26 protein-coding genes are annotated in these 25,880 nt (G+C 68.2%); 10 read left to right on the top strand and 16 right to left on the bottom strand.

The features are described from left to right. Positions 1–82: 82 nt before the first annotated feature. From ACFWUU_RS36875 to ACFWUU_RS36890, 4 genes are all read right to left on the bottom strand, one after another. Positions 83–955 (bottom strand): diacylglycerol kinase family protein, encoded by an 873-nt coding sequence (locus tag ACFWUU_RS36875; protein WP_137259573.1) that lies wholly within the window; start codon positions 953–955, stop codon positions 83–85. After that, positions 955–1,710, bottom strand: coding sequence for a twin-arginine translocase subunit TatC (gene tatC, locus ACFWUU_RS36880; RefSeq protein WP_130439305.1), 756 nt, complete (start codon positions 1,708–1,710; stop codon positions 955–957). The genes ACFWUU_RS36875 and tatC overlap by 1 nt, the downstream gene beginning before the upstream one ends. Before the next feature lie 85 nt (positions 1,711–1,795). After that, positions 1,796–2,086: a twin-arginine translocase TatA/TatE family subunit gene (locus ACFWUU_RS36885; RefSeq protein WP_130439214.1), complete on the bottom strand. Its 291-nt coding sequence runs from the start codon at positions 2,084–2,086 to the stop codon at positions 1,796–1,798. A 57-nt stretch (positions 2,087–2,143) separates the two neighbouring features. Further along, entirely contained in the window at positions 2,144–2,335 is a 192-nt protein-coding gene (locus ACFWUU_RS36890) for a hypothetical protein (RefSeq protein WP_380182816.1), read from the bottom strand. Between the two features lie 165 nt (positions 2,336–2,500). Here ACFWUU_RS36890 and ACFWUU_RS36895 point away from each other — a divergent pair, with 165 nt between their 5' ends. Continuing rightward, entirely contained in the window at positions 2,501–3,691 is a 1,191-nt protein-coding gene (locus ACFWUU_RS36895) for a winged helix DNA-binding domain-containing protein (protein ID WP_380182818.1), read from the top strand. On the opposite strand, the gene ACFWUU_RS36900 is transcribed toward ACFWUU_RS36895, so the two are convergent. Both ACFWUU_RS36900 and ACFWUU_RS36905 read right to left on the bottom strand, forming a co-directional pair. Further along, entirely contained in the window at positions 3,688–4,659 is a 972-nt protein-coding gene (locus tag ACFWUU_RS36900) for a helix-turn-helix transcriptional regulator (RefSeq protein WP_380182820.1), read from the bottom strand. The two genes, ACFWUU_RS36895 and ACFWUU_RS36900, sit on opposite strands and share 4 nt — an antisense overlap. Then, entirely contained in the window at positions 4,656–5,612 is a 957-nt protein-coding gene (locus ACFWUU_RS36905; protein WP_137259577.1) for a YafY family protein, read from the bottom strand. Before ACFWUU_RS36905 ends, ACFWUU_RS36900 begins: the two co-directional genes overlap by 4 nt. Before the next feature lie 98 nt (positions 5,613–5,710). Between ACFWUU_RS36905 and ACFWUU_RS36910 the strand changes: the two genes are divergently transcribed. Further along, a complete protein-coding gene (locus tag ACFWUU_RS36910) occupies positions 5,711–6,811 on the top strand; it encodes a DUF3866 family protein (protein WP_380182822.1) in 1,101 nt (366 codons plus the stop codon). A gap of 31 nt (positions 6,812–6,842) precedes the next feature. Then, positions 6,843–7,307, top strand: a complete 465-nt coding sequence (locus ACFWUU_RS36915) for a hypothetical protein (protein WP_380182825.1) — start codon at positions 6,843–6,845, stop codon at positions 7,305–7,307. Positions 7,308–7,337: 30 nt separating this feature from the next. Here ACFWUU_RS36915 and ACFWUU_RS36920 read toward each other — a convergent pair whose 3' ends face one another. The 3 genes from ACFWUU_RS36920 to pafA form a co-directional block, all read right to left on the bottom strand. Further along, entirely contained in the window at positions 7,338–8,309 is a 972-nt protein-coding gene (locus ACFWUU_RS36920; RefSeq protein ID WP_137259580.1) for an FKBP-type peptidyl-prolyl cis-trans isomerase, read from the bottom strand. Positions 8,310–8,450: 141 nt separating this feature from the next. Further along, on the bottom strand, positions 8,451–9,737 hold the full coding sequence (locus ACFWUU_RS36925; RefSeq protein ID WP_380182827.1) for a GNAT family N-acetyltransferase: 1,287 nt from the start codon (positions 9,735–9,737) through the stop codon (positions 8,451–8,453). A 51-nt stretch (positions 9,738–9,788) separates the two neighbouring features. After that, complete coding sequence (pafA, locus tag ACFWUU_RS36930) at positions 9,789–11,150, bottom strand: Pup--protein ligase (RefSeq protein ID WP_130439232.1); 1,362 nt, start codon at positions 11,148–11,150, stop codon at positions 9,789–9,791. 143 nt (positions 11,151–11,293) lie between these two features. On the opposite strand from pafA, the gene ACFWUU_RS36935 reads away from it, so the two are divergent. From ACFWUU_RS36935 to ACFWUU_RS36960, 6 genes are all read left to right on the top strand, one after another. Continuing rightward, positions 11,294–12,193 (top strand): hypothetical protein, encoded by a 900-nt coding sequence (locus ACFWUU_RS36935; RefSeq protein WP_380182829.1) that lies wholly within the window; start codon positions 11,294–11,296, stop codon positions 12,191–12,193. Positions 12,194–12,244: 51 nt separating this feature from the next. Further along, a complete protein-coding gene (locus tag ACFWUU_RS36940) occupies positions 12,245–13,168 on the top strand; it encodes a hypothetical protein (protein WP_380182831.1) in 924 nt (307 codons plus the stop codon). Positions 13,169–13,173: 5 nt separating this feature from the next. Further along, positions 13,174–14,088, top strand: a complete 915-nt coding sequence (locus ACFWUU_RS36945) for a hypothetical protein (protein WP_380182833.1) — start codon at positions 13,174–13,176, stop codon at positions 14,086–14,088. An 88-nt stretch (positions 14,089–14,176) separates the two neighbouring features. Next, positions 14,177–14,830 carry a response regulator transcription factor gene (locus tag ACFWUU_RS36950; protein WP_233715223.1) on the top strand — a complete coding sequence of 218 codons (654 nt, stop codon included), beginning with the start codon at positions 14,177–14,179 and terminating at the stop codon, positions 14,828–14,830. 7 nt (positions 14,831–14,837) lie between these two features. Beyond that, positions 14,838–16,214, top strand: a complete 1,377-nt coding sequence (locus ACFWUU_RS36955) for a CHASE3 domain-containing protein (RefSeq protein ID WP_380182835.1) — start codon at positions 14,838–14,840, stop codon at positions 16,212–16,214. 49 nt (positions 16,215–16,263) lie between these two features. Beyond that, positions 16,264–16,617: a response regulator transcription factor gene (locus ACFWUU_RS36960; RefSeq protein ID WP_380182837.1), complete on the top strand. Its 354-nt coding sequence runs from the start codon at positions 16,264–16,266 to the stop codon at positions 16,615–16,617. Here the strand turns inward: ACFWUU_RS36960 and ACFWUU_RS36965 are convergent. The 3 genes from ACFWUU_RS36965 to ACFWUU_RS36975 are packed head-to-tail and all read right to left on the bottom strand — an operon-like array spanning position 16,614 to position 19,761. Further along, entirely contained in the window at positions 16,614–17,891 is a 1,278-nt protein-coding gene (locus ACFWUU_RS36965) for a sugar ABC transporter permease (protein ID WP_380182839.1), read from the bottom strand. The genes ACFWUU_RS36960 and ACFWUU_RS36965 overlap by 4 nt on opposite strands. After that, positions 17,888–18,661 (bottom strand): ATP-binding cassette domain-containing protein, encoded by a 774-nt coding sequence (locus tag ACFWUU_RS36970; protein WP_137259588.1) that lies wholly within the window; start codon positions 18,659–18,661, stop codon positions 17,888–17,890. The genes ACFWUU_RS36965 and ACFWUU_RS36970 overlap by 4 nt, the downstream gene beginning before the upstream one ends. After that, positions 18,658–19,761 carry a sugar ABC transporter substrate-binding protein gene (locus ACFWUU_RS36975; RefSeq protein WP_380182841.1) on the bottom strand — a complete coding sequence of 368 codons (1,104 nt, stop codon included), beginning with the start codon at positions 19,759–19,761 and terminating at the stop codon, positions 18,658–18,660. The genes ACFWUU_RS36970 and ACFWUU_RS36975 overlap by 4 nt, the downstream gene beginning before the upstream one ends. 188 nt (positions 19,762–19,949) lie before the next feature. Between ACFWUU_RS36975 and ACFWUU_RS36980 the strand changes: the two genes are divergently transcribed. Continuing rightward, a complete protein-coding gene (locus ACFWUU_RS36980; protein WP_380182843.1) occupies positions 19,950–21,596 on the top strand; it encodes an APC family permease in 1,647 nt (548 codons plus the stop codon). On the opposite strand, the gene ACFWUU_RS36985 is transcribed toward ACFWUU_RS36980, so the two are convergent. The 4 genes from ACFWUU_RS36985 to ACFWUU_RS37000 are packed head-to-tail and all read right to left on the bottom strand — an operon-like array spanning position 21,593 to position 25,878. After that, positions 21,593–21,928, bottom strand: coding sequence for a hypothetical protein (locus tag ACFWUU_RS36985; RefSeq protein ID WP_380182845.1), 336 nt, complete (start codon positions 21,926–21,928; stop codon positions 21,593–21,595). The two genes, ACFWUU_RS36980 and ACFWUU_RS36985, sit on opposite strands and share 4 nt — an antisense overlap. A gap of 32 nt (positions 21,929–21,960) precedes the next feature. Beyond that, on the bottom strand, positions 21,961–22,695 hold the full coding sequence (locus tag ACFWUU_RS36990; protein WP_137259592.1) for a pseudouridine synthase: 735 nt from the start codon (positions 22,693–22,695) through the stop codon (positions 21,961–21,963). Further along, positions 22,685–24,907 carry an SMC-Scp complex subunit ScpB gene (gene scpB / locus ACFWUU_RS36995; protein WP_380182847.1) on the bottom strand — a complete coding sequence of 741 codons (2,223 nt, stop codon included), beginning with the start codon at positions 24,905–24,907 and terminating at the stop codon, positions 22,685–22,687. The genes ACFWUU_RS36990 and scpB overlap by 11 nt, the downstream gene beginning before the upstream one ends. After that, a complete protein-coding gene (locus tag ACFWUU_RS37000) occupies positions 24,904–25,878 on the bottom strand; it encodes a segregation and condensation protein A (RefSeq protein WP_380182908.1) in 975 nt (324 codons plus the stop codon). Before ACFWUU_RS37000 ends, scpB begins: the two co-directional genes overlap by 4 nt. Positions 25,879–25,880 lie beyond the last annotated feature (2 nt).

The raw sequence follows: 25,880 nt of genomic DNA on the forward strand, positions 1-25,880 counted from the left end.
GGGGCGTCCGAGGCAGCAACTGTTAGGAAGCTTTCCTATCAGACGGAGGACGGAAATGAGAATAGCTCGAACGTTAAGGTTTTCAGGCGAAGACAGTCAGGGCGCCGGGCGCGATGCCGATGTCGACCGGCAGCTGGCCCAGCGGCTCACCATCGGCGTACGCCGTGATGCCGGGCGACTCGATCCGGACCGACCGGCCCTGGAGCGTGCGCACCGCCGGGTGGCCGACGTGGGTGCCCTTGGACAGCTTCGGGAACAGCTGCAGCAGCGTCAGCCGGGACACCGGCTGGATGATCGTGACGTCGAGCAGGCCGTCGTCGATCGTGGCGCCGGCGCAGATCTGCAGTCCCCCGCCGTACGTCGGTCCGGTGCCGACCGCGACGAGCATCGCGCTCGTCTCGATCGGGTCGCCGTCGACGGTCACGACGTACTCGAGCGGTTTGAACGTGCGCAGCTCGGCCAGGGTCGCGACCGTGTAGCGGGAACTGCCCTTCGGCCAGGACATCGCGTTGGCCCGCTTGTTCACGAGCGAGTCGAAACCGCCGGCGACGACCGTGGTGATGAAGACGTCCTTCGCGGTGGCGAGGTCGATGGTCCGGGTCTTGCCGGCCACCACCAGATCAGCCGCCGCGAGCGGGTCCTTGAGCGGTACGCCGATACCGCGCGCGAAGTCGTTGCCGGTGCCGGCCGGGATCACGCCGAACGGCATCCCGGAATTGGCCAGCACCTGCGCGCCGAGGTGGATCGTGCCGTCGCCGCCGATCAGCGTGACCGCGTCCGCCCCGGACGCGACCACCTCTGCGGCAATCCGGCCGACGTCCTCGGCGCATGTCGTGGCGTGAACGTCAACCGTCAGCCCGGCCGCAGCCAACCGGTCCCGAACCACCGGCGCAATCCGCGCACCCAGCCCACGACCGCTGGTGGGGTTGACCACCAGCGCGATCCGACGACTCATCAATCAGCCAGGAGTTCGTCGCTGCGCGCCTTGCGGCGTTTGTCGTTGATCCGCGCGATCACTTCGGAGGCGAAGAACAGCACGCACATCGGGAACGCCAGCAGACACATCGTGAACGGGTCACCGGACGGCGTCGCCACCGCGGCGAACACGAAGATCACCAGGATGATGTACGGCCGGAACTTCGACAGCGCACTGGCCGGCAGCACCCCGACCATGTTCAGCAGGACGACGACCAGCGGTATCAGGAACGCTATGCCGAACACCAGCAACGTCCGGATCACGAAGTCCAGGTACTTGCCGAGCTCGATCAGGTTCTGCACCTGGTCCGGAGTGAAGCCGAGCAGGATCTGGATGCCCTTCGGCAGGGTCCAGTAACCGAGCGCGATACCCGTGGCGAACAGCGGCGCCGCGATCGCGGCGAACAAGTACGCCCACTTCTTCTCGCTGCGATGCAGACCCGGCGCGATGAACGCCCACAGCTGGAACAGCCAGATCGGCCCGGCGACGACCAGGCCGAGCAGGGCCGACACCTTGATCCGGAAGGTCAGCGGGTCGCCGACGCCCTGGAAGGTCAGCTGCGGCTTCAGGCCGCGGTTCTCCGCGAACGGCTTGACGGCCGTCTCGAACGGGTGCTTGAGGATCTCCAGCGCCTGGTAGTAGATGAACCAGGCCGCGATCGTGCACACCACGATCGCGAGCACGCTGATGAGCAGCCGGTTTCGGAGCTCGACAATGTGCTCGCGTAGGGTCATGCGACCCTCTGGGTCCCTCGGGCGACGGTCCTGCTTGTCCTTCCGTCGCCCGAACTTCACCATCGACACAGGTGGGGCGTTCGGCTCAGTTGGCGGTGTGGGTCGGCGGCAGGCCGTCGCCCGGCGCCTGGCCGTTCACCTGGTTCGGCTGAGCCGCCTGGGCCTGCGGGGCCGGCTGCTGCGCCGGAGGCTGCGACGCCTCCTGGGTCAGTTCCCCGTCCTTCTTCTTGGGGCCGACCTCCTCCTCCCAGATCTTCTTCGACTTGCCGAGCTGCTTCACGAGTGCCGGCAGCTTCGCCGATCCGAACAGCAGCACGACGATCGCGAGGATGACGAGCCACTCTGCGCCTTGGGGCATACCGAGGAGCGGTGCCATGTCGATCTCCCTTTCCAACATCAACTCGAAGCTCGAGCCTGAGTTCGTGGCCGAATACTACGCCGGAGCGTGCGCTTCCTCGCGGGTCTGTCCAGACCCGGTGGTGGACTGCGCAGCGTCCAGCTTGGACTGGGCGGCGACCAACTCACGCGTCAGTGCCTTGGCCTGGCCCCACAATTTCTTCGCGAGCAGGGCGAGGACGAATATCCACACCGCCACCACCGCGAGGAAGAGCAGGAACCAGTACATACCCAGGAGCCTAGCCGGTTCCCGGCGATCGCCCACGCCCGCCGGGGCGTCTCTGCGGACAACGGTGTCGGAACGTGATGGTAAAACCGAGTGTCTCCGCAGTGTGACAGCGCGGGACAGCTGGTACGACAACGGCTTCAGGATCGGCCGGGTGAGGGAGCAAGGATGGCGCGGATCGGCGTCGACGAGCGGCGGGCACGGCTCGGGCGGAGGCATCGGCTCGGGGCGGATTGCCAGGCGGCCGACCCGGTCGAGGCGGCCGCGTCGATGGTCGCGCTGCACGCCACTGATCCGGCCACGGTGCACCTGAGCGTCGCCGCGCGGGTGCCAGGGAGTGACGTCGCGGGCACGGAGCGTGCGTTGTACGACGACCGCTCGCTGATCCGGATGCTCGGCATGCGCCGTACGGTGTTCGTCGTACCGACGCCGTTTGCGCCGGTCGTGCAGGCGGCGTGCACGGACGACATCGCGGTCAAACAGCGGAAGCTGCTGGTCAAGCACCTGAACGAGGCCGGGGTCGCGGAGGACGCTGAGGCGTGTGGACGCTGGCTGGCCGCCGTGGAGGAGTCGACCGCGACGGCGCTGGCGCTGCGCGGGTCTGCGACGGCGCAGGAGCTGTCCGCGGACGAGCCGCGGCTGCGGACCAGGCTCAGCATGGCGGTCGGGAAGACGTACGCCGCTCAGCCGTACGTGACGAGCCGGGTGTTGTTCCAGCTGTCCGCGGAGGGGCGGATCGTGCGTGGACGGCCGCTGGGGACGTGGCTGAGCGGCCAGCACCAGTGGTCGCCCTCGGCCGACTGGCTGCCCGGCGGGCTCGGTGACCGGCCAGTGGCGGAGGAGGCGCGGGTCATGCTCGCGCGCGCCTGGCTGGCGTCGTTCGGCCCGGGTACGGCGGCTGATCTGCAGTGGTGGGCGGGGTGGACCGGCGGGCAGACGAAGAAGGCGCTGGCAGCGGTCGAGGCGGTCGCCGTGGATCTGGATGGGCAGGTGGGCTACGTGTTGCCCGGCGACGAGGCACCCGAAGTACCTGTCGAGCCGTGGGTCGCGTTCCTCCCCGGCCTGGACCCGACGCCGATGGGCTGGAAGGAACGTGACTGGTTCCTCGGCCCGCACAAGTCCAAGCTCTTCGACAACACCGGCAACATCGGCCCCACGATCTGGGCCGACGGCCGCATCATCGGCGGCTGGGGCCAACCCGAATCCGGCGAGGTCCGCTACGAACTCCTGGAAGACGTAGGCAGCGACACCACAGCGTTGGTCGAATCCGAAGCAGCACGCTGGACAAACTGGCTGGCCGGCGTCCGCGTCACCCCCCGCTTCCGCTCCCCCTTGGAGAAGCAGCTCAGCCAGGGTTAGTCGTCGTACGCCGACAGGGCGTCGCGGGCGGTGGCGGCGATCTGGGTGCTGAGGTCGGGTGGGTCGAGGACTGTTGCAGCGCCGCCGAGGCGGAGGACGAGGCGTTGGAGCCAGGCGGTGTCGGCGACGCGGAGTTTGACGATCAGTGAGTCGTCGGGGCCTTCTTCGACGGACTCGTTGGGGTAGTACTCGGCGACCCAGCGGGCCGGTGGGGCCAGCTTCACGGTGGCGAGGAGGTCCTGCTCGGAGGGCTGGAACATGCCGTTCGAGAGGTCACGTGGCGTGGCCTCAGGCGGTGGCTCGCTCGGTAGGTCCAGGAGCTTGACCGCGGCGATGCGGTCGAGGCGGAAGAGTCGGACATCCTCGGCCAGGCGGCACCAGGCCTCGAGGTACGTGCGGCCCTCGGAGACAACCAGTCGCATGGGGTCCACGTCGCGCTCGGTCGTCTCGTCGCGCGACGGTACGTCGTACGTCAGGTGGAGCCGCCGCTGGCCGGCCAGGCCGCGGTTGACGGTCTCGGCGATCTCAGGCGCAGCCGGCTCGACGTGGACGTGCGCTGCTGAGCCCTCGCTCGCCGCAGCCGCCTCGCCCGCTGCTCGCTCCAGCTTGGCAATCGCCCGGTCAACCGCGTCCCGGTCCGTGCCGGCTGTGACCTCGCGCAACGTGCGCAGCGCGGTGAGCAGCGCGAGCGCCTCGGCCGCAGCCAGTCGCAGCGGACGCGCCAGGTAGTCCGCGTTGTTGATGTGGATGACGCCGTCGCCCTCGGCCGCCTCGATGTCGATCTCGATCAGATCGCCCATCTGCGCCCCGGGCAGGCCGCAGAACCACAGCACCTTCAGGTCCGCGATGATCTGCTTCGGCCGTACGCCGAACTCCTTGGCCACATCGTCGACGCGCGCGCCGTCGTTCTCCCGCAGGTACGGCACCAAAGCCAACAGCCGCTGCACCTGGTCACGCGCATTGCTCATGCCCCGGCCACCGTCCGCAGCCGCCAGAGCACGCCGTCCAGCACATCCCCAGGACCTTCAACGACCGCATCCGGCCCGTACGACGCGATCTCCTCGGCCAGGACGGACGAGTCGGCGTACGGAACGTGCAGCAGGTCCCAGCCCTCTTCGTACTCCTCGATCGCGTTCGCGCGACGACGCAGGCTCACACAGGACCCGGTCCGCGCCCGGACCTTCGCTTCGGACGTCGGACGCGGCGGAGCCAGCTCTGTCACCAGCGAGCGCAGGTCCGTCCCCTCGGGCACCGTGAACGCGCCCGGCTCCCCGACCGTCTTCACGTTGCCGCCGATCCGCGACATCCGGAACATGCGGGTCGCCTGACGGTCACGGTCACGACCGACGACGTACCAGCGGCCGTGCCAGGACACGATGCCCCAGGGCTCCAGCGTCCGCGTGGTCGGCTCCGACGCACCACTCCGCAGGTGCTGGAACCGCACTACCTGCCGCGCCACGACAGCGGACCAGAGTGGGTCGAAGGCCGGCTCTGACGCGCCGACGTGCGGCTCGATGGCGCTCAGCGCGGACTGGTCGGTCTGGATCCCGGCCGCCTTCAGCTTGAGCACGGCCGACGTGGTGGCCTCGGACAGGCCGGCGTGCTGCCAGACCCGGGCGGCCACGCCGAGCACGGCGGCCTCGTCCGGCTCCAGGTGTACTTCGGGGAGCTCGAAGACGTCGCGGCGGATCCGGTAGCCGACCTCGTCGGAGAAGAACTTGTCGATCGTGCCCATCTCGATCGGGATGCCGAGATCGCGCAGCTCGTCCTTGTCCCGCTCGAACATCTTCTCGAACGCGTCGTCGGTCTGGCCGGCGTACCCCTCGACGACCTCGCGGATGCGTTCCTTCGTCACGTAGGTGCGCGCGACCAGCAGGCAGATGACCACATTGAGCAGTCGCTCACTCTTCCGCGCCGACACCCGACCACCTTACGGCCTCCGGGCGTCCAAAACCCGCCTTTCCGCACCGAAACTTCGAACACACCTTCGACGCGCTGAAGACACGCTATGGTCGCTCCGTGATTCGCTGGCGGGACGGTGTGGTGGCGCAGGTCGGCCGGAGCTGGGCCGGGGCAGTTGAGCTGACTGTGACGGTCGGTGCGCAGACTGTGCGCGCCCTGGCGTACCCGGACCTGGTCGGTACGCCGGTGCCGGGCGACCGGGTGCTGCTCAACGTGAGCGCGCTGGACCGCGGCCTGGGAACAGGTGGGTACGCGCTGGTCGTCGCCGTACCGGACCGGCTGCCGGAGGACCCGCCGGAGCGCGGGCACCTGGTCAAGGCCCGCTACACGCCGCTGCAGGCGATGGTGCTGGGCGCCGACGAACAGGACTCCCCCGACCACGACGTACTGCGGGACGCGGACGACCTCTTCGGTACGCCGGTCGTCGTCGCGGACCTGCACTCCGCCCTGCCTGCGGTGCTGGCGGGCATCTACGAGGCTCGACCGACCACGCGGGTTGTCTACGTGATGACAGACGGCGGAGCACTTCCCCTGGCGTTCTCACGGAACGTGGCGACGCTCCGGGACGCCGGCTGGCTCAGCGGGACCGTGACCGTCGGCCAGGCGTACGGCGGGGACCGGGAGGCTGTCACCGTCCACACCGGGCTGTTGACGGCAGTGCAGGTCCTGGCCGCAGAGGTGGTCGTCATCACGCAAGGGCCGGGCAATCTGGGCACGGGCACGCGCTGGGGCTTCTCCGGCGTGCAGTCAGGCGAGGCGGTCAACGCAGTCGGCACGCTGGGCGGTCGGGCCGTCGCGTCGCTCCGGATCTCCGAGGCCGACCCGCGTCCGCGTCACCGGGGCATCTCGCACCACAGCCTGACCGCGTACGGCCGCGTGGCGCTCCAGCCGGCCGACGTCGTCGTACCGGACCTGCCAGGCGACTTCGGAGACGCCGTACGGGATGCGGCCGAGCCGTTGAAGGCTCGGCACCGGGTGGTGCGGATCGGGGTGGATGGGTTGTACGAGGCGATGGAGGCGGCGCCGGTCAAGCTGTCCACGATGGGCCGCGGCCTGGACGAGGACCGCGCGTACTTCGAGGCCGCGGCCGCGGCCGGACGGCATGCGGCGGGGCTGGTGGATGTACCTCCACCCGGAGTGGGGACGCAGTACTCCTGATCCTGCGGGCCTTCGCGGCCACGCTGGGAGCATGAGAACGATTAGTCGGGTTGAACCGCCGCTGACCGCCCGGTCCGCGACGATGATGTGGTTGCTGGCGGTCGGCGCCGGGGTCGTGGAGACCGTGGTCCAGGTCGGGCTCGCGCTGGCCGACGACGTCTCGACGTCCGCGATCGTCGGTCAGATCGCGGTTCGCGCGGTCATCTACGGCGCTTTGTTCGTGATCATCGACCGGTACTTCCGCCGGGGCGTGCGCTGGTCGCGGTACCTGCTGGCCGGCGTACTCGGGACGGTCGGCGTGGTCTCACTGGTCACCGAGCCGATCAGCTGGCTGATCGACAACGGCGACTTCACCACGATCGACTGGTCCGTCAGCTTCGTCACGATCGCCGCGCTCCGCGCCGTACACCTCACCGCCGTGATCAGCGCGCTGTTCCTCACCTTCCACCGCGACACCGCCCGCTGGTTCAACGCCGAAGGCCGGTCTCCCAGGTAGGAGAGACCGGCCTTCGATGAGGAGCAGTGACTACTGGCCCGTCTGCTTCGGGGCCGGGAAGGCGTTCAGGATGTCGATGACGGCGAAGGCGTTGACCGTCTTGCCGGCCTGGTCCTTCGAGGCCGGGAGCTCGACCAGGACGCGGCTGCCGACCGGTACGCCGGCGAGGCCGTCGAGGGCGCCGGTCTGGCCGGTCGCACTCGGGCCGACCTGCAGCTGGTCGGTCGGGGCGCCCGGCTGGGCGGGGCTCTGCGCGGTGGCGGGCTGGCCGTCCCAGGTGCTGGCCTGCTTCTTGCCGGTGTAGTCGTACACGACGTAGCGGCCGACCAGCTGGCTGGCCTTCTCGATCGGCTTGCCCTTGCCGAGCGCGAACACGACCGGCTTGCCCGGCTTCGCCGGCGGCTTGGTGCCGGCCGCGACCGTCACCTTCGGCTCGGCGTTCAGCGGGCCGCTGACCGAGATCTTGGTCGGCGTCGAGGGAGTCACCGGGTTCGCGTCCAGCGGGGTGTCGTTGGCGGCCTCGCCGACCAGGTCGACCACGAAGATCAGCGTGTCGTCGCCCTTGATACCGGCGTCGGTGTTGCCCTGCTCCTTGTAGCCCTTGTCGGCCGGGATCGACAGCAGCACGCGGCTACCGATCTTCTTGCCGACCAGACCCTCGTCCCAGCCGGCGATGACGCCGCCGACCCCGATCGGGAACGACGACGGCGCGCCGCGGTCGTAGGAGTTGTCGAAGACCTTGCCGTCGCGCCAGATCTGGCCGAGGTAGTTCGCGGTGAGCAGCTCGCCCTTCTTCACCTCGGGACCGTCGCCCTCCTTGAGGACCTCGGTCACCAGGTTCTTGTCCGGCTCACCGTCGCGGTGGGTGACGGTCGGCTTCTGACCGAAGTCGGAGGTCACCTTGACCCCGGCGGCCCCGAAATCGTCCTTCTTGTCCGATCCGCACGCCACCAGGGACGACCCCAGCGCCGCAACCACGACCAGACTCAACAACTTGCGCACGAAACCAGCACCTCGAACCATCCCGGCGCGATCCGCGCCGCTAGCCTCCGGTCAACAACGCCGCCCACCCTAGCCTGGGGGTTCAACCGGGTGGGCGGCTGGCTGCGTCACCGTTGAGTCACACCACGTACAGTCACAGGCTCAGAAACCGACGGCGTTGTGCGGTGCGCGCTCGGTTCGGAGTACTGCGTCGAGGCGGGACACCGCGTCTGGTGTGTGTTCGTCGATGCGGCCGGCGTGGGACAGCTCACTCGCACGGACCCCGCCGAGGTACAGCGAACCCAGCTCAGCAATGCCGAGGGACAGGTCTGCAGTCTGGTCCGTACGTGCGCAGGTGGCTCCATCCGGTCCTGCGTCCAGTCGCCAACGGCAAGAGCCGAGCAGGTCGTCCGACACGTCCAGCACGAGCGAATCGGTCGCGGCGTACGTGCGAGCCTCCAGAGCTCCTTGTACGTCGAGGATGCGCAGCCACAGGTTGTCCCGCGTCCGGGTGAGCTTCAACGCCCGCGGATTGGTCAGCATCCATCGCAGCGGCTCGTCGACCGGCCGGCGTGCAGCGACCACGCGCTTGGTGAGGTCGAAGTCGAGCAGCAACCCCCACAGCGCCCGGTACGCATCAGACGTCAGCGCCTCGAACGCCTCTACCTGCAGTACGCCGGCCTGTGCCGGATCCGGCGACCACGGCAACCGGAAGATCGCAGCGCCGTCCAGTGTCCCCGCAGCATCACGATGCATCAGGTGATGCGCCGGCCCCGACCCGTCCGCCGGCAACGCACCCGACGGGAGCCCGTCCCACTTGCCCGGCAGCGGACTGATCTCTCCCACGCGCTGCGCCCTCACCTGCTCATGCAGCACCGGCCACACCTCCCCCGCCACCACACCATCCACCAACTCGAGCTCACCCGAGTCCGTGAACTCCGACCGGAAGGCGACGTCGGTACGCCGTACCTCCCAGCGGTGCTGGAATGTCGCCGGCGAGAACCCGTACCGCCCGTAGATCGTCCCCTCGCTCGCACTCAGCCCGGCCAGGAACTCACCACGCTCCCGGCAGTCCGCCAGCATCGCGGACATGATCTTCCGCAGCAGCCCACGCCTCCGGTACGTCGGAAGCACAGCAGTGGAGGTCACGCCACCGAGCGCCAACTGCCGGCCACCCGGAACGGTGACCTGCACCGACACGATCGCTGATCCTCCTGCGATCTTGCCGTCGACGAACGCTGCCTGCGGACGGATCCAGTCCGCCTGCAGTTCCTCGGCGTACCGCTCGAGGTCGGCCGGGGTCGGCGGGACCTGCGGTGGCCAGGCAGCTGTTCCGGCGTACCAGGCCGAGGGCTCGGGCTCCTCCTGCGGGAAGCCGTTCACGTACGGCAGGACGCGCAGGTACTCCAGGGATTCGGCCGAGGTGATCGGCCGGATATCAATCGCCATGCGCCCTTTCTAAGCAGCGCATGGCGACGAGGCACTCTATTTAGTGATCACCTACATGCTGGCGATCAGCTTCTCCACCCGCTCGTCGTGGGACTTGAACGGGTCCTTGCACAGCACGGTGCGCTGGGCCTGGTCGTTGAGCTTCAGGTGCACCCAGTCGACGGTGAAGTCGCGGCGGCGCTCCTGCGCGCGCTTGATGAACTCGCCGCGCAGCCGGGCCCGCGTGGTCTGCGGCGGCACCGACTTGGCCTCGAACACCCGCAGGTCGTCGACGACCCTGGTGACCGCGCCCTTGCGCTCGAGCAGGTAGTACAGCCCGCGCGGCCGGTGGATGTCGTGGTACGCCAGGTCGAGCTGCGCCACCCGCGGGCTGGCCAGGCCGAGGTTGTTCTGCGCGCGGTACCGCTCGATCAACCGGTACTTGATCACCCAGTCGATCTCGCGCTCGATCCCGGACATGTCGCCGGACTCGATCGCCTTCAGCGTCCGCTCCCACAGCGACAGCGCCCGCTCGACCGCCGGCGTCCCGAGCTCGCGGCGGTCGACGAAGTCGCGCGCCTTGGTCAGGTACTCCGTCTGGATGTCCAGCGCCGACGCCTCGCGGCCGTTCGCCAGCCGGACCTCGCGGCGACCGGTCATGTCGTGGCTGATCTCGCGGATCGCCCGGATCGGGTTGTCCAGGGTCAGGTCGCGCATCACGATGCCGGCCTCGATCATCCGCAGCACCAGGTCGGTGCTGGCCACCTTCAGCAGCATGGTGGTCTCGGACATGTTCGAGTCGCCGACGATCACGTGCAGCCGGCGGAACCGCTCGGCGTCCGCGTGCGGCTCGTCGCGGGTGTTGATGATCGGCCGGGACCGGGTGGTCGCGCTGGAGACCCCTTCCCAGATGTGCTCGGCCCGCTGCGACACGGAGTACACCGCGCCGCGCGGCGTCTGCAGCACCTTGCCGGCGCCGCAGATCAGCTGCCGGGTGACCAGGAACGGGATCAGCACGTCGGCCAGCTTGGCGAAGTCGCCGTGCCGGGAGACCAGGTAGTTCTCGTGGCAGCCGTAGCTGTTACCGGCCGAGTCGGTGTTGTTCTTGAACAGGTAGACGTCGCCGAAGATGCCTTCGTCGTGCAGCCGCTTCTGCGCGTCGACCAGCAGTCCCTCCAGGATCCGCTCACCGGCCTTGTCGTGCGCGATCAGGTCGGTGACCGAGTCGCACTCACCGGTCGCGTACTCCGGGTGGGAGCCCACGTCGAGGTAGAGCCGGGCCCCGTTGCGGAGGAAGACGTTGCTGCTCCGCCCCCAGGACACGACCCGCCGAAAGAGGTACCGCGCGACCTCGTCCGGGGTCAGTCGTCGCTGCCCGCGGAACGTACAGGTCACGCCGTACTCGTTCTCCAGACCGAAGATTCGCCGGTTCACATCACCCACACTACGGCGCGGTTCCGACAAGCGGGCCAGATCTCAGGCGCGCCGTCGTCCGGCGTTACCCCTTTGATGCACCTTCGCGACGCAACAATCAGCTGTCCGCCCGCATCGAGTTGGTTGCGAGGAAGGACTTCTACATGACCAAGAACAGGCGGGCGCTCGGCGCGATCGCCACCGGGGTGCTGGCCGCCGGCACCCTGGTATCCACACCGGCCACAGCCAGTACGACGAGCCCATCGGCAGTCTGCTCGATGCGACTGGGCTCGATCACCCCGAGTGGCGACCACACCCAGCAGACCATCACCGCGACCCCGTCGGCAGGCGCCCGCCAGGTCGGCCCGAAAGACCTCTATCCGGACGGCAAGGCCCATCTGCCCACCGCGGTCCGCACGGAGCTCGTCGTACCGGCCGGCGAAGAGCGCACCGGTCTGGCCGTCGTCGGCGTGCAGCTGTACGGCACCAGCTACATCACCGACGGCACCGGTACGGCGATCGTGCCGGGGACTCTGAAGCAGACGCTGGTCGGTGGCGGCTGGGACGACCTGCACAAGTACGTCGAGCTCAGCCGGTCCAATGCCTACTCGTTAATCAACCAGTTCACCGACGGGCTGATCGCCCGGTGGACGGTGACCTCGAGCGGCTGGAAGTACTACACGACGTTCGGTGGCTTCAAGGCGGTCAAGACAATGACGCTGATCGGTCAGGGCAGCACCTACGACACCTTCCTGGCCACCACTTACGGCGGCGCGCTTTACACCGTCAAGGTGCCGACCGGCTCCGGCAAGCCCGTGGTCACGAAGGTGCGCACCTCGACGTGGCAGAGCTTCGAGACGCTGATCGCGGAGAAGTGCGGCAACTACGGCACCCTGCTGCTCGGCATCGACAAGGACACCGGCTCCGGCTACCTGTACGCCGTCGGCCACGCCAACGGCGCCGCGACCGTGATCAAGGGTCTCGGCAACGTCCCGACCACCTTCCCGGCCACCGACTCGTACTTCCGCTACTACACCGCCGGCGTCAATCTGACGGGCGCCTGACGGATGCAAACTGGTCTACCGGGTCGTCCGGCGAGCCCTAGCCTTTCGGCCATGACAAGACTTCGGATCGCGGCGGGGATGCTCGGCGCGACGATGGTGGCGGCTGCACTGGTGCCCGGGTCGGCTCAGGCCGCGAGTGCACAGGCAAGCGCGGCGTGCAGCCTCACCCTGGGCACGGTGACGGTGCAAGGCGATCACAAGTTCCAGACGATCACGGCGACGTCACCGGTGACCGCCGGTACACCTGTCGTCCGCCCGAAGGGGCTGTTCCCGGTGGACCAGGTGCGGCTCGCGTCGTCGCTCGGCTGGGAGCCGGATCCGCCGTCGGCCATGCTCAGCCGCGGCTACGTGACGATCGGGACCGACCTGTACCGGTTCAGCTACGCCATCGACAACAGCACCGGTCAGCTCGACCCCACGTCGTACGTGAAGTCGAAGGTGGGTGGCGGCTGGATCCACCAGACGTACCTGGACCAGTCGACGTTCTACGGAACCCGCACCCGCACGAACACCTATGCCCTGCAGGACGACGTGATCACGCGCTGGACCGTGGAGGGATCGGCCTGGCGCAACAAAGCGGCGTACAGCGGGTTCTCGGCGGTGAAGACGATGGCGCTGATCAGCCAGACCGCCACGTACGACTCCTTCCTGGCCAACACCAGGGGTGGGGCGCTCTACACGATCAGGATCCCGGTGAGCGGCGCTCCGGTGGTCAAGAAGGTGCGTACGTCGACCTGGCAGACCTTCGACACGCTGATCGCCGAGAGGTGTGGCAAGCAGAGCACTCTGCTGCTGGGCATCGACAAGGACACCCGCACCGGCTACTTGTACGCCGTCAGCCACGCCAACGGGGTCGCTACGGTCATCAAGGGTCTGGGCAAGGTGGGCAACCAGCTCGTCGGGCCCGAGGACAAGACGTACTTCCGATACTTCGCCGGCAGCTCTGAGGCCGACGACCTTCTCTACGGGGAGTGAGCAGGATGAAGAAACGTGCAGCTGGGCTGCTGGGGGTAGTGATGGCTGCCGGGGCGCTGGTCCAGGCCGCACCGGCGAGTGCTGGTACGACGGCGCCACCGCCGTTCTGCCAGTTGGCGCTGGGCTCGACGACGAGCGGTGGGGACCTCATCCTCCGGGTGCTGTCGGGGACCGTCCCGCCCAGCGCCGGCGCGAGCACCTGGGGCGGCAAGGACCTGATGCCGGACAACCAGATCAAGGTGGCCGGTGGGCTCGGTCTCCAGGTCAACGCCGACCAGTCCGGAGTCAGCCGGCGTCAGTACGTCGTACTGGGCTCCACACTCAACCTGCTCACGTACGACGTGAAGGGCTTCAGCGGCGAGGTCGATCCGGCGTCGGTGAAGCGGACGCCGGTGGGCGGCGGCTGGGGCGACGCGCGGTACATCGAGAACTCCCGCTACAACATCGGCAACAAACTGGCCCGCAACAGCGCGTACGCCGTCATCGGTGACAACATCCTGCGCTGGACCGTCGACGGCACGTCGTTCACCCGCAAGGCGACGTACGCCGGGTTCAGTGCGGTCAAGACGATGACGCTGATCAGCCAGACCGCCACGTACGACACGTTCCTCGCCAACACCCGCGCCGGTGCGCTCTACACGATCCGGATCCCGGTGACGGGCAAGCCGGTGGTGAAGGTCGTACGGCGGACCACCTGGCAGGGGTTCGAGGCGCTGGTCGCCTCCAAGTGCGGCACCGGGACGATGCTGCTGGGCGTCGACAAGGAGACCGGTGCGCCGTACCTCTACACGATCGGGCACGCCAACGGGACGGCGACCGTGATCAAGGGTCTGGGCAAGGTGCCGCGCACGTTCGGTGAGGTCGCCTACTCGCGGTACTACGACGACACCCAGGACTACGACCAGCTGTCCGGCGAGTGAGGCCGATTGTCTGGTGAGTTTCCGGTGCCACACTGGAACTCACCAGACTCAGCTGGGCGATCGAGGGGCAGACGTGGGCCGGACCCGAGTGGCAATTGCAGACGACGACGTGCTGCTGCGCGAAGGTCTGGCCAGTCTGCTCGAGCGGTCCGGCTTCGCCGTGCTCGGTACTGCGGGCAACGCCGAGGACCTGCTGGAGCTGGTACGACGTGAGGGGCCGGAGCTCGTCATCGTCGACATCCGGATGCCACCCGGTCTCTCGACGGAAGGGCTCGACGCGGCCGACGTCATCCGCCGGGAGCACCCGGAGACCGCCGTCCTGCTGCTGTCGGCGCATGTGGAGGTCGAGCACGCGCTCCAGCTGATGGCTGCCGGGCAGGGGGTCGGCTACCTGCTCAAGAGCCGGGTGACGGACGTCGACGAGTTCCTCGAGAGTCTGCGCCGGGTCGCGCGCGGCGGGTCGGTGGTCGATCCGGCGCTGGTAAGGGAGCTGGTCGACGCCCGGCGCCGGCATGACCCGCTGGCCGCTCTCAGCGAGCGCGAGCGGGAGGTCCTCTCGCTGGTCGCCGAGGGCCGCTCGAACGCCGGGGTCGCGCGGCGGCTGTGGGTTGCCGAGGGCACCGTCGAGAAGCACGTCCGCAGCATCCTGACCAAGCTCGACCTGCCCGAGACCGACGACGACCACCGCCGTGTGCTGGCCGTGCTCACCTACTTGGACGGCGTGCACCGCCCGGCGACATGAGGGCGACGTGATCGGCGGAGTCGCCCGGCGGGTGCTGGTCGCGAGCGGGCTGTTGATGGTGCTGGTCGGCTCCGGGTTCGTGGTGCTGCTCATCTCGGTGCAGGGACTGCGTACGTCGGAGCACCAGGCCCGGCACACCGCGGCTGTGCTCACCAGCGCACACCAGGTGGAGCGGCTGGTCAGTGACCTGGCAACCGGTCAGCGCGACTTCGTCATCACCGGTCAGGAGAAGTTCTTGCAGCCGTGGCAGTCGGCGCAGGCACAGCTGCCTGCGCAGACCGCGGCGTTGCAGCAGTTGGTTGCCGGCAGCCCGGATGAGCTCACGCGGGCGGAACAGGTGAGCCAGAGCGTCACGTCGTACCTGCATGACTACTCGATGCCGGAGATCGAAGCCGCGCGTCTCGACCCGGACGCTGCCCGGACCGAGGCTGCTACTGCCGAAGGCGCGCAGCGGGTGGCTCAGATCCGCTCGGTGCTCGACCAGCTGATCGGCTCCGAGCAGCAGTTGTCGGTGACCGAGCAGCAGCACTCCGACTCGGTAGCCAATCAGGCAGTTCTTGCCGCGGTCGTCGGGCTGGCCGGTTCCGTCGTACTCATCCTGGGCTTCACGATCTACCTGACCCGCGCGATCGTGCGGCCGGTGCGTGTGACGGCGGCGATGGCGAAGCAGCTTGCGGCGGGCGACCTCGGCGTACGCGTGCCGGAAACGGGCGTCGGTGAGATCCGCACGCTCGAGCGTACGTTCAACACGATGGCGACCTCGCTCGGTGCGGCGAGTGCCGACGTGGCCGCGTCGCGAGCGCGCATCGTGCGGTCGGCGGACGAGACGCGGCGCCGGATCGAACGCGATCTGCACGACGGGATCCAGCAACGGCTCGTCTCGCTGACCCTCGACGTACGGGCGATCCAGGCGGACACCCCGGTCGTGGAGCTGGACAAGGTGGCCGACGGATTGGCGTCGACCCTGGACGAATTGCGAGAGATTGCCCGAGGCATCCATCCCGCGATCCTGTCCGAGGGCGGCATCGGCCCAGCGCTGCGGATGCTCGCGCGCCGGTCGAAGGTCCCGGCGGAAGTCACGGTCGGCTTCACGACCCGCCTCCCGGCGCCGATCGAAGCAGCCACGTACTACGTCGTATCCGAAGCACTCACCAACGCGGCGAAGCATGCCGACGCGTCCGTCGTACTCATCGAAGCCGACGTTGCGGACGGCAAGCTGCTACTGCGAGTCCGCGATGACGGACGTGGCGGCGCGGACCCGACAAGGGGCTCCGGGCTGATCGGGCTCGACGACCGGGTGCAGGCTCTCGGCGGCACGTTGCTGGTCGACAGCCCAACAGGAGCAGGTACTACGCTCTCGGTCGCGCTGCCCGTCACCGTCTAGTACAGGCAGCAGGAATGCCACCGCGTTGTGTGCCTGCAATGCTTGGTCCATGCGGTGCCTGATCGTCGACGACAGCCGGCACTTCCTCGATGCGGCGCGCGGCCTGCTCGTGCGCGAAGGCGTCACAGTCGTCGGTACGGCGACGTCGGCCGCCGAGGCCGGTGAGCTGGTCGAGGACCTGCGGCCGGACGTCATACTCGTTGACATCGACCTCGGCGAAGAGAGCGGCTTCGACCTGATCGCACACCTGCGGTCGGCCGGCTCACCGCCGCCGATGATCCTGATCTCGACGCACGCCGAGCAGGACTACGCGGACTTGATTGCCGCGAGCCCTGCGATCGGCTTCGTGCCGAAGACGAACCTGTCCGCCGCCGCGATCCAGCGGCTGCTGGACCGGGTCTAGGTAGAGCGGCCGCGGCGTACCACGGCGTCGAATCCGGCAGCCAGCAAGAGGACTGCGCCCGTGACGACCCACTCGTAGCCCGACGAGTTCGAGCCCTGGATCAGGTCGCTCATGCCATTGATGATCACGGCAACCACCAGCCCGCCGAGTACGGCGTCGATCATTCGGCCGCGGCCGCCGAACAACGACGTACCGCCGATGACTGCGGCGCCGACCGCCAGCAGCAGGGTGTTCCCGGCGCCTGCGTTCGACTGCACCGACTGCAGGAGCGACGCCGCGACGATGCCCGAAACGGCCGCCATGCCGGAACAGATCACGAACACGGAGATCCGGATCCGCGACACCACGACGCCGGCGCGACGAGCAGCCTCCTCGTTGCCACCGACGGCGTACACGTGCCTGCCGTAGCGGGTGCGGCTGAGGGTGAAATGCCAGACCACGAACAGCAGAACTAGCAGTACGACGGCCCACGGCTCGCCCTGGGCCTTGTTGCTGAAGAACGCGTTGGTGATCAGATTGCGGTTGATCCCCATCTCGTACGTGAACGCGCTGCCGAGCAAGGCGACCGCAATCACCTTCGCCACGATCACGACGACCGGCGTCGCAGGCAGTCCACTCTCGCGCCGTCCGCGCGCATCGACCAGCTTGACCGCGGCGTACCCGAGAACGAAGATCCCGAGCAGCGTCCAGCCCAGCCAGATCGGTACGAAGCTGTTCTCCAACGAGATCAACGGTGAACCGGTCGGCAGGATCACCGAGCCCTGACCGCCGATCAGGATCAGCGTCAGGCCCTGGAAGGCCAGGAACGTCGCCAGCGTGATCACGAATGACGGAATGCCGGCCCGCGCCCGCAACCACCCCATTACGAACCCGATCACCAGCCCGGTCGCAAGACCCGCGAGTACGCCGATCCACCACGGCTGCCCGTGCCGCAACAACAGCACGGCCATGATCGCGGAGCACAGTCCACCGGTCGTGCCGGCGGACAGGTCGATCTCGCCGAGCAGCAGAACGAAGACCAGCCCCATCGCCATCACGATGATCGGGGCGGCCTGGATCACCAGCGCCTCGAGGTTGTACGCGCTCAGGAATCCTTGGTGCACGATGGCGAAGAAGGCGGTGATCACGACCAGTCCGACGATCGCCGGAGCCGATCCGAGCTCGCCGCCCCGCAACCTCGCCAGGTAGTCGCGGATATAGGTGCCGAGCGGACCCTGGACGGGCTTGCGGTGAGATGTCTCGTCGGCGACCGCCGGTCCGGCCTGGGCGTTCACTGGGTCGCTCCCCTCGACTCGGCCGGCAGTCCGAGTTCACCGGACCGGCCACTGGTGATCAGCTCGACGACCTGGGTCTGGGTCACGTCCTTGCGTCGTACCTGGGTGGCCATCCGGCCCAGGAACAGAACGGCGATCGAGTCGGCGACCTGCATGACGTCGTTCATGTTGTGCGAGACCAGTACGACGGCGACGCCGCGATCGGCCAACCGTCGTACCAGGTCCAGCACCTGCTCGGTCTGGGCGACGCCGAGGGCCGCGGTCGGCTCGTCGAGGATGACGATCTTCGAACTCCACAGCACCGACTTCGCGATCGCCACCGTCTGCCGCTGACCACCAGACAGGCTGGCGACCCGTTGCCGCACCGACCGAACCGTCCGGACCCCCAACGAGGCAAGGGTTTGCGAGGCGAGCTTCTCCATCGTGTTCTCGTCGAGCGTACGCAGCCGGCCGACGCGTTCGCGGCCGAGGAACATGTTGCCGACGACATCGAGATTGTCGGCCAGGGCCAGGTCCTGGTGGACGATCTCGATGCCGAGCCGCGCCGCGTCCCGCGGTTCGTGCAGCTGCTGCGGCTCACCGTCCACCAGGATCTCGCCGGCGTCGATGCGGTGGATACCGCCGATGCATTTGACCAGCGTCGACTTGCCCGCCCCGTTGTCGCCGACCAGGGCGGTCACGTCGCCGGCCTCGGCGCTGAAGTCGACTTCCGACAGCGCCACGACCGGACCGAACGACTTGCCGACGCCTCGCAGTTCGAGTGTTTTCACGGGGTGTGGATGCCGTTCTCGTTGCAGAGCTTCACGAGCGCGGGAGTCGGGCACACCGACGCCGCCGTCTCGTAGCCGTCCGTCACCGGCAGCGCGACGTTCTTCTTGGTGATGACCGTCGGATCGGCCAGGTACGACGGGACCTCGCGCCCGCTGGTCGGGTCCTTGATCGTGGCCGGGGCGGTCGGCTTCTGGCCGGACAGGATCTGGCCCGCGAGCTTGATCGCGACATCGGCCTCACCGGCGACCGGCTTGTAGATCGTGAAGCACTGGGTGCCGGCCATCACGTTGTCCAGACCGCCTGCAGTGGCGTCCTGTCCGGAGACCGCGACCTTGCCGGCCAGACCCTGCGACTTCAGCACGTTGATGACGGACTGCGCCATGGTGTCGTTGGCAACCATCACCGCGTTCAGGGTCGGGTTCTTGCCGAGCATCGTGGTGAACACGGTCTGCGCGGTCGCCGGGTCCCAGTTGCCGGTCTGCTCGCCGAGCTTCTTCCAGCCGGCCTGCTTCGACAGTACGGAGTTGTAGCCCTGGGCAAACAACGTCGCGTTGTTGTCGGTCGGCGCGCCGTCGATGTCGACGTACCCGACGGCAGTCTTACCCGCGACCTGCGGGCACGCGGTCAGCGCCGTACCTTGGTCCTCGCCGACCTTCACGTTGTCGTACGACACGTAGTACTCCGCCGTACCGCCCGTGGTCAGGCGGTCGTAATCGATCGCCACCACGTTGTGCTGCTTGGCCAGCGACTCGATCGCCTTGCCGGAGCCCGAATCGAGGTTCGTCACCAGCAGGACACCGACGCCTTGGTTGATCAGCGCCTGGGCCTGGGACTCCATCGTCGTCGCGCTGTTGTTCGCGTTGTCGATGTAGCAGGTGAGCTTGTTCGCCGTACATTGCTTGCGCAGCTCGTTCGGATCGGCCGAGACCCAGCGGGGCGAGGACGCCGTGTCGGGAAGCAGTACACCGACCTTCGTGTTCGGCGGCGGCGTGGTGCTGCTCCCGGACGAATTGTTGTTGTTGTTATTGCCACAGGCAACCAGACCCGCCATCAGTGTCAGGGTGAGTCCGGTCAGCGCGACAGCTCTTGGTGTTCGCATGGTGCGTCCTTCGTGATCGCCGCAGGGTTCTCTCCTGCCCAGCATGCGATCGGCGCCGCGTCCCGTCGTCGCAGCAGGCACCCAACTCCGTTGCCGGTCAGTGGGTAGCTGGGCTACCGGCTGGCAGGGGTCCGGGACGGCGGACAGCTTCACTGCACCACCGGACGGCGCGGGCCATGGTTCTGAGTATGGCCACATCTGCAGCAGTACCCTCCGCTCGGCAGAGCCGGCCGGGCCTGAAGCGGGACATCGGCTTCGTCGGTCTGATCTGGGCGTCCGAGGGATCGATCATCGGCTCCGGCTGGTTGTTCGGCGCGCAAGGCGCCCTGTCCACCGCCGGCCCCGCGGCGATCATCTCCTGGGTGATCGGCGGTACGGCGATCCTGATCCTGGCGCTCGTGCACGCGGAGCTCGGCGGCATGTACCCGGTCTCCGGCGGTACGGCGCGCTTCCCGCACTACGCGTTCGGCGGCGCGGCCGGTGCGTCGTTCGGCTGGTTCTCCTGGTTGCAGGCGGCAACCGTCGCGCCGATCGAGGTGCTGGCGATGATCACCTACGGCCAGCACTACTCATTCGCCAGCGGCTGGCTGAAGACCAAGAACGGCCAGCACATCCTGACCGCGTCCGGGATCGTGGTCGCGGTGTTGCTGATGGCCGCGGTCACCGCGATCAACTTCCTCAGCATCCGGCTGCTCGCGCGGACCAACAGCGTGGCGACCTGGTGGAAGGTCGGTATCCCGCTACTGACGATCTTCGCGCTGGCCGTGGTCCAGTTCCACGGCAGCAACTTCACCGCCGCGGACGGCTTCAACCCGTACGGTGCCAAGGGCATCCTGTCCGCGGTGTCGACCAGCGGCATCATCTTCGCGCTGCTCGGGTTCGAACAGGCCGACCAACTGGCCGGTGAGAGCAGCAATCCGCGGCGCGACATCCCGCGCGCGGTGATCGGGTCGATCGTGATCGGTGCGGTCATCTACATCCTGCTGCAGATCGTCTTCATCGCGGCACTGCCGAAGGACCAGATCCAGGGCACGTGGGCGCACGCGGCGTACACGACGATGACGGGGCCGTTCGCGCAGGTGGCGACGTTGCTGAGTATGGGGTGGTTGGCAACGATCCTGTACATCGACGCGGTGGTTTCGCCTGGTGGGACAGGGCTGATCTACATCACCGGGAGTTCGCGGGTGTCGTACGGGCTGAGCCGGAACGGGTACGTGCCGTCGGTGTTCGAGCGGACCAACAAGCGCGGCGTACCGTGGGTCGGGCTGATCACAGCGTTCATCATCGGGTGCATCTGCTTCCTCCCGTTCCCGAGCTGGCGTTCGCTGGTCGGGTTGATCACGAGCGCGAGCGTGCTGATGTACGCCGGTGCGCCGTTGTCGCTCGGGGTGTTCCGGCGCCGGCTGCCGACCGCACATCGCCCGTACCGGTTGCCTGGGGCAACGTGGTTGTCGCCGTTGGCGTTCGTGGTCGCGAACCTGTTGATCCTGTGGTCCGGGTGGATGACGGACTGGAAGCTCGGGGTGGCGATCCTGCTCGGGTACGTGATCCTGATCGCCAACCGGGTCTTCAAGCTGAACCCGATCATGCCGCAGCTCGATCTCCGGGCGGCGCAATGGTTGCCGGCGTACCTGGTCGGGATGGGGCTGATCGTGTATCTGAGCGACTTCGGCCCGTTGAAGCACCCGTGGTTCCCGCTGTGGTGGGACATGCTGGTGACGGCGGTCTTCAGTCTGGTGATCTACTTCTGGGCGCTCGCGGTGGCGTTGCCGGCCGAGCAGATCCAGCGCATGGTCGACCAGGTCGTGCTGCCCGAGGAAGCCAACCTGGGCTAGTGGGTCGCCGCCGGCTGGTCCGAGGGGTCGTGGCGTTCGCCGTCACGGGCGGTCCAGCCGGTGGTGTCGGACTCGGCGCCGACCTCGGAGACATGCCAGACGACGCTGCGGATGCCGGGCCGGTCGACTGCGCCCTGATCGAGCATCGCCTGGTGGTAGCTGCGCGCGCTAGCCTCGTCGTCGTACACCTGGATCATGTGGCCGTCCTGCGTCCAGGTGCCGTGGACGAAGCCGGGCAACGCGATCTTGCTCGCCGCCATCAACGGGACCTGGTCACGCAGCCCGTCGATCAGCTCCGGATCGATGTCCCACACCCCGATGACTGCCCACATGACGTCCTCCCCTGGTCGGGACCAGTCTGGGGCTAGAGGTCGACGAGGTCGAGAAGTTGGCCTAGTTCTTTCTGGTTGAGGTCGCGGAGCTCGCCGGTGTGGAGATTGCCGCGGCGTACCGGGCCGATCGCGGTGCGGGTGAGGCGCTTGACCGGGTGGCCGACAGCGTCGAACATGCGGCGGACGATGCGGTTGCGGCCCTCGTGCAGGCTCATCTCCACCAGCGTGCGGCCCGGGACGGTGGAGACGATCTTCACCGTGTCCGCGCGGGCCGGTCCGTCGTCGAGCTCGATGCCGTCGAGGAGGGTGCGCAGTACGCCGGGTTTGACGTTGCCGTCGACTTCGGCGACGTACGTCTTGGAGACTTCGTACGACGGGTGCGCGAGGCGGTGGGCGAACTCGCCGTGGTTCGTGAGGAGCAGGAGTCCTTCGGTGTCGGTGTCGAGCCGACCGATGTGGAAGAGGCGCTCGGGGCGGTCCTGCACGTAGTCGGTGATGCACGGACGACCTTGCGGGTCGGACATCGTGCTCACTACGCCACGCGGCTTGTTGAAGACGAGGTAGACATTCGCACTCACCGGCGGAATCCGCTCGCCGTCCACCCGGATGACCGCAGTCTCAGGATCCACCCGAACCCCGAACTCCGTCACCACCCTGCCGTCAACCTCAACCCGCCCCTCCTCGATCAGCAACTCCGCATTCCGCCGAGAAGCCACCCCCGCCCGAGCCAAAACCTTCTGCAACCGAACCCCGCCCTCATCCCCCATCCCGCACACCCTCACCCTGCTTCAAAACATCCAAGTCGGCTTCCACATCCACGTCGTACGCCGAGCCCTCCGCAGCCACAGCCGACTCGGCATCGCCGGCAAACTCCACGTCCGCCTCCTCGACACCCTCCGCCTCTGCGGTGTCCCCGGACTGCCCGGCGTACTCCACCTGCTCGGCGTAGTCCGCCTCCGCCGCGTGCTCCGCCGGGTCAACGTGCTCCGCCTGCTCGAACTCCGCACCAGCCGCCGGTGCATCACCCACCTCGAAGCCAGCCTCCTCCGCGTCGTCGTCGCTCGCGTCCTCCGCGCCGAGCGTCTCCCGCGCCGGCTCGGCGTACTCCGCCTCCACCGCGTGCTCCGTCGGGTCGACCTGCTCCACCTGCTCGAGCTCCGCGCCAGCCGTCGAGGCGTCCACCTCTTCTGAGCCTGCGCTGCCCACCTCCGCGGCGTCGGCCGCGTCGTGCCAGGCGTCATCAGCGTCGTACGCGTCGCGGGCGCTCGCGTCCTGTGCGTCGACCGTGCCCCGCGCCGGCTCGGCGTACCCCGCCTCCTCCGCGTGCCCCGTCGGGTCGACGTACTCCGCCTGCTCGAACTCCGCGCCAGCCGCCGGTGCGTCGTCCACCTCGGAGCCAACCTCTTCCGCGTCGTCGTCGCGCGCGTACTGCACATCGACCGTGTCCTGCGCCGGCTCGGGGTACTCGGCCGCGGCGGCCGCCACGTGCTGCGCCGGCTCGGCGTGCTCCGGCTCCGCCGCGTGGTCGGCGTACTCCGGCTCCGCCGCGTGCTCGGCGTACTCCGGCTCCGCGTCGGCCGCGTGCGGCGGCTCGGCGGGGTCGGTCTCCGTCTGCTTTGACTCGTCCGCGTGCTGGGTCGGGGCGGTGGGCTCCGACTCGTCCGACTCGGACGCTTCTGTGGAGTCGGCGTCCTGGGGAGGCTCTTCGGCTGTTGTGGAGGTGGATTCGTCTGGGGAGGGGGCGGGTGGGAGGGATTGGGCGGCTAGTTCGTCCTCTATGTCGTCCATGTCGGGGAGGTATGGGGCGAGTTCGGGGAGGTCGTCGAGGGACTGCATGCCCATGCGTTCCAGGAAGTACGTCGTGGTGCGGTACAGCGTGGCCTGGGACTCCGTGTCGGCGCCTGCCTCCTCGACCAGCCCGCGGGCGACCAGCGTGCGCATGACGCCGTCGACGTTCACCCCGCGGATGGCAGATACGCGGGCCCGGCTCACCGGCTGCTTGTATGCGACCACCGACAGCGTCTCCAGCGCCGCCTGCGTGAGCCTCGCCTGCTGGCCGTCGAGGACGAAGCGTTCGACGTACGGCGCTGCCTCGGCGCGGGTGTAATACCGCCAACCCCCGCCCACTTCACGCAGGTCGAACCCACGCCCCTGCTCGGTGTACTCCTCCGCCAGCGTCCCCAGCGCATTCGCAACATCCGTGGTGGGCCGCCCGACCGCACGCGCCAACGTGAGCACCGGCAACGGCTCGTCTGTCACCATCAGGATCGCCTCGATCGCCCGCCGCATGGTGTCGTCATCAACAACAACCTCATCCCCAACCGGCACCTCAGTCTGCCCCGGCGGCAAATGCTCCTCATCCACCAGCACGCCGCCGGCCGACCCCTCCGCGTCAGCCGCCTCCTCCGCGGAGCGCTCCGCGTCGGCCGCATGCTCCTCGGCACCGACCTGCTCGTCCTCGGCAGCCTGCTCGTCCGCCTGCGCGGAGCCTGCTGCCTCAGCCGCGTGCTCCGTCACGCCCTCGGCACCGACCTGCTCCTCCGCAGTTACCTGCTCGTCGGAGGCATCATCCGCGTCGACCTGCTCGCCCACCGAGCCGTCTGCGTCCGTCTGCACGTCTGCCGCCTTCTGCGCGGAAGCCTCAGCAGCAACTTGCCCGTCTGCAGCGCCGTCCCCGTCGAGGTGTTCACCTGCGGCATCCTCCGCGTCCACCTGCTCGTCCGCCTGCGCGGAGCCTGCCGCCTCGGCCGCGTGCTCCGTCACGTCCTCGGCACCGACCTGCTCTTCCGCGGCTACCGACTGCTCGTCGGCGGCATCCTCCGCGTCCACCTGCTCGCCGGCGGTGTCCAACTCGTCTGCGGAGTCGTGTACGACGGACGAGTGCTCCGGCGCGGTTTCTTCCTGTGCGTCGGGAGCAGCCGTCTCGGCTTCCTCGTCGGCGTGGATGTCGGACTCGGGGGTGTTGGTTTGGTCGGTCACTGGTTTGCCGTCTCGTCGGATGCGGGGGGCGGGGGGATGTCGGATTCGTCGGTCAGGCTCTCGCCGGGTTCGAGGAAGTCGGTGTCCTCGGCAACTACCGGGGCCTCACCGGATTCGTCGGCCGGTTTGGATTCCTCGTCGAACTCGTCGCTGACGTCGATCTCGCCCTCGTCCGTACCCGTCCACCGGATCGTGAGCTCCCCCAACGGCGTCACCTGGTCGAACGAAACCGCAGCTTCACGGAACAACTCCAACAACGCCAAGAACCGGCACACCGTCGTCACCGTGTCCGGCGAGTCCGACACCAGCGCCCGGAACGTCGTACTCCGTTGCCGCCGCAACCGATCCACGATCACAATCGCCTGCTCGCGCACCGTCACCGCCGGCGCATGCAGGTGCGCCAGCGAAACCCCTTCAGGTACGTCGTTCTTCGGCGCCATCGCCCGCGCCGCAAGCGCCGCCAACCCGGCCGGATCAAGCCCCAGCAACACCTCAGGCAGCAACTCCGCGAACCGCGGCTCCACCCCCACAGCCCGAGGGAACCGCCGCGACTCGGCCGCCATCCGCTCCTGCACCAGCGCCGCGATCTGCTTGAACGCCCGGTACTGCAGCAGCCGCGCGAACAACAGATCCCGCGCCTCGAGCAGCGCTAGGTCCTCGTCGTCCTCGACCTCGCCCTTCGGCAGCAACCGCGCGGCCTTCAGGTCGAGCAGCGTCGCCGCGATCAGCAGGAACTCCGACGTCTGGTCGAGATCCCACTCCGACCCCAGCGCCTTGATGTGCGCGATGAAGTCGTCCGTGATCACCGACAGCGCGATCTCGGTGATGTCGAGCTTGTGCTTCGAGATCAGCTGCAGGAGCAGGTCGAACGGGCCCTCGAAGTTCACCAGGTGAACACTGAACCCCTTGCCCTCGGCAACAGCCGACGTGTCGTCGGCGCCGAGGTCCAGTGGTAACGAGTCCGAGGACACCG

Source organism: Kribbella sp. NPDC058693 (assembly GCF_042715335.1).
Taxonomy (GTDB): domain Bacteria; phylum Actinomycetota; class Actinomycetes; order Propionibacteriales; family Kribbellaceae; genus Kribbella; species Kribbella jiaozuonensis.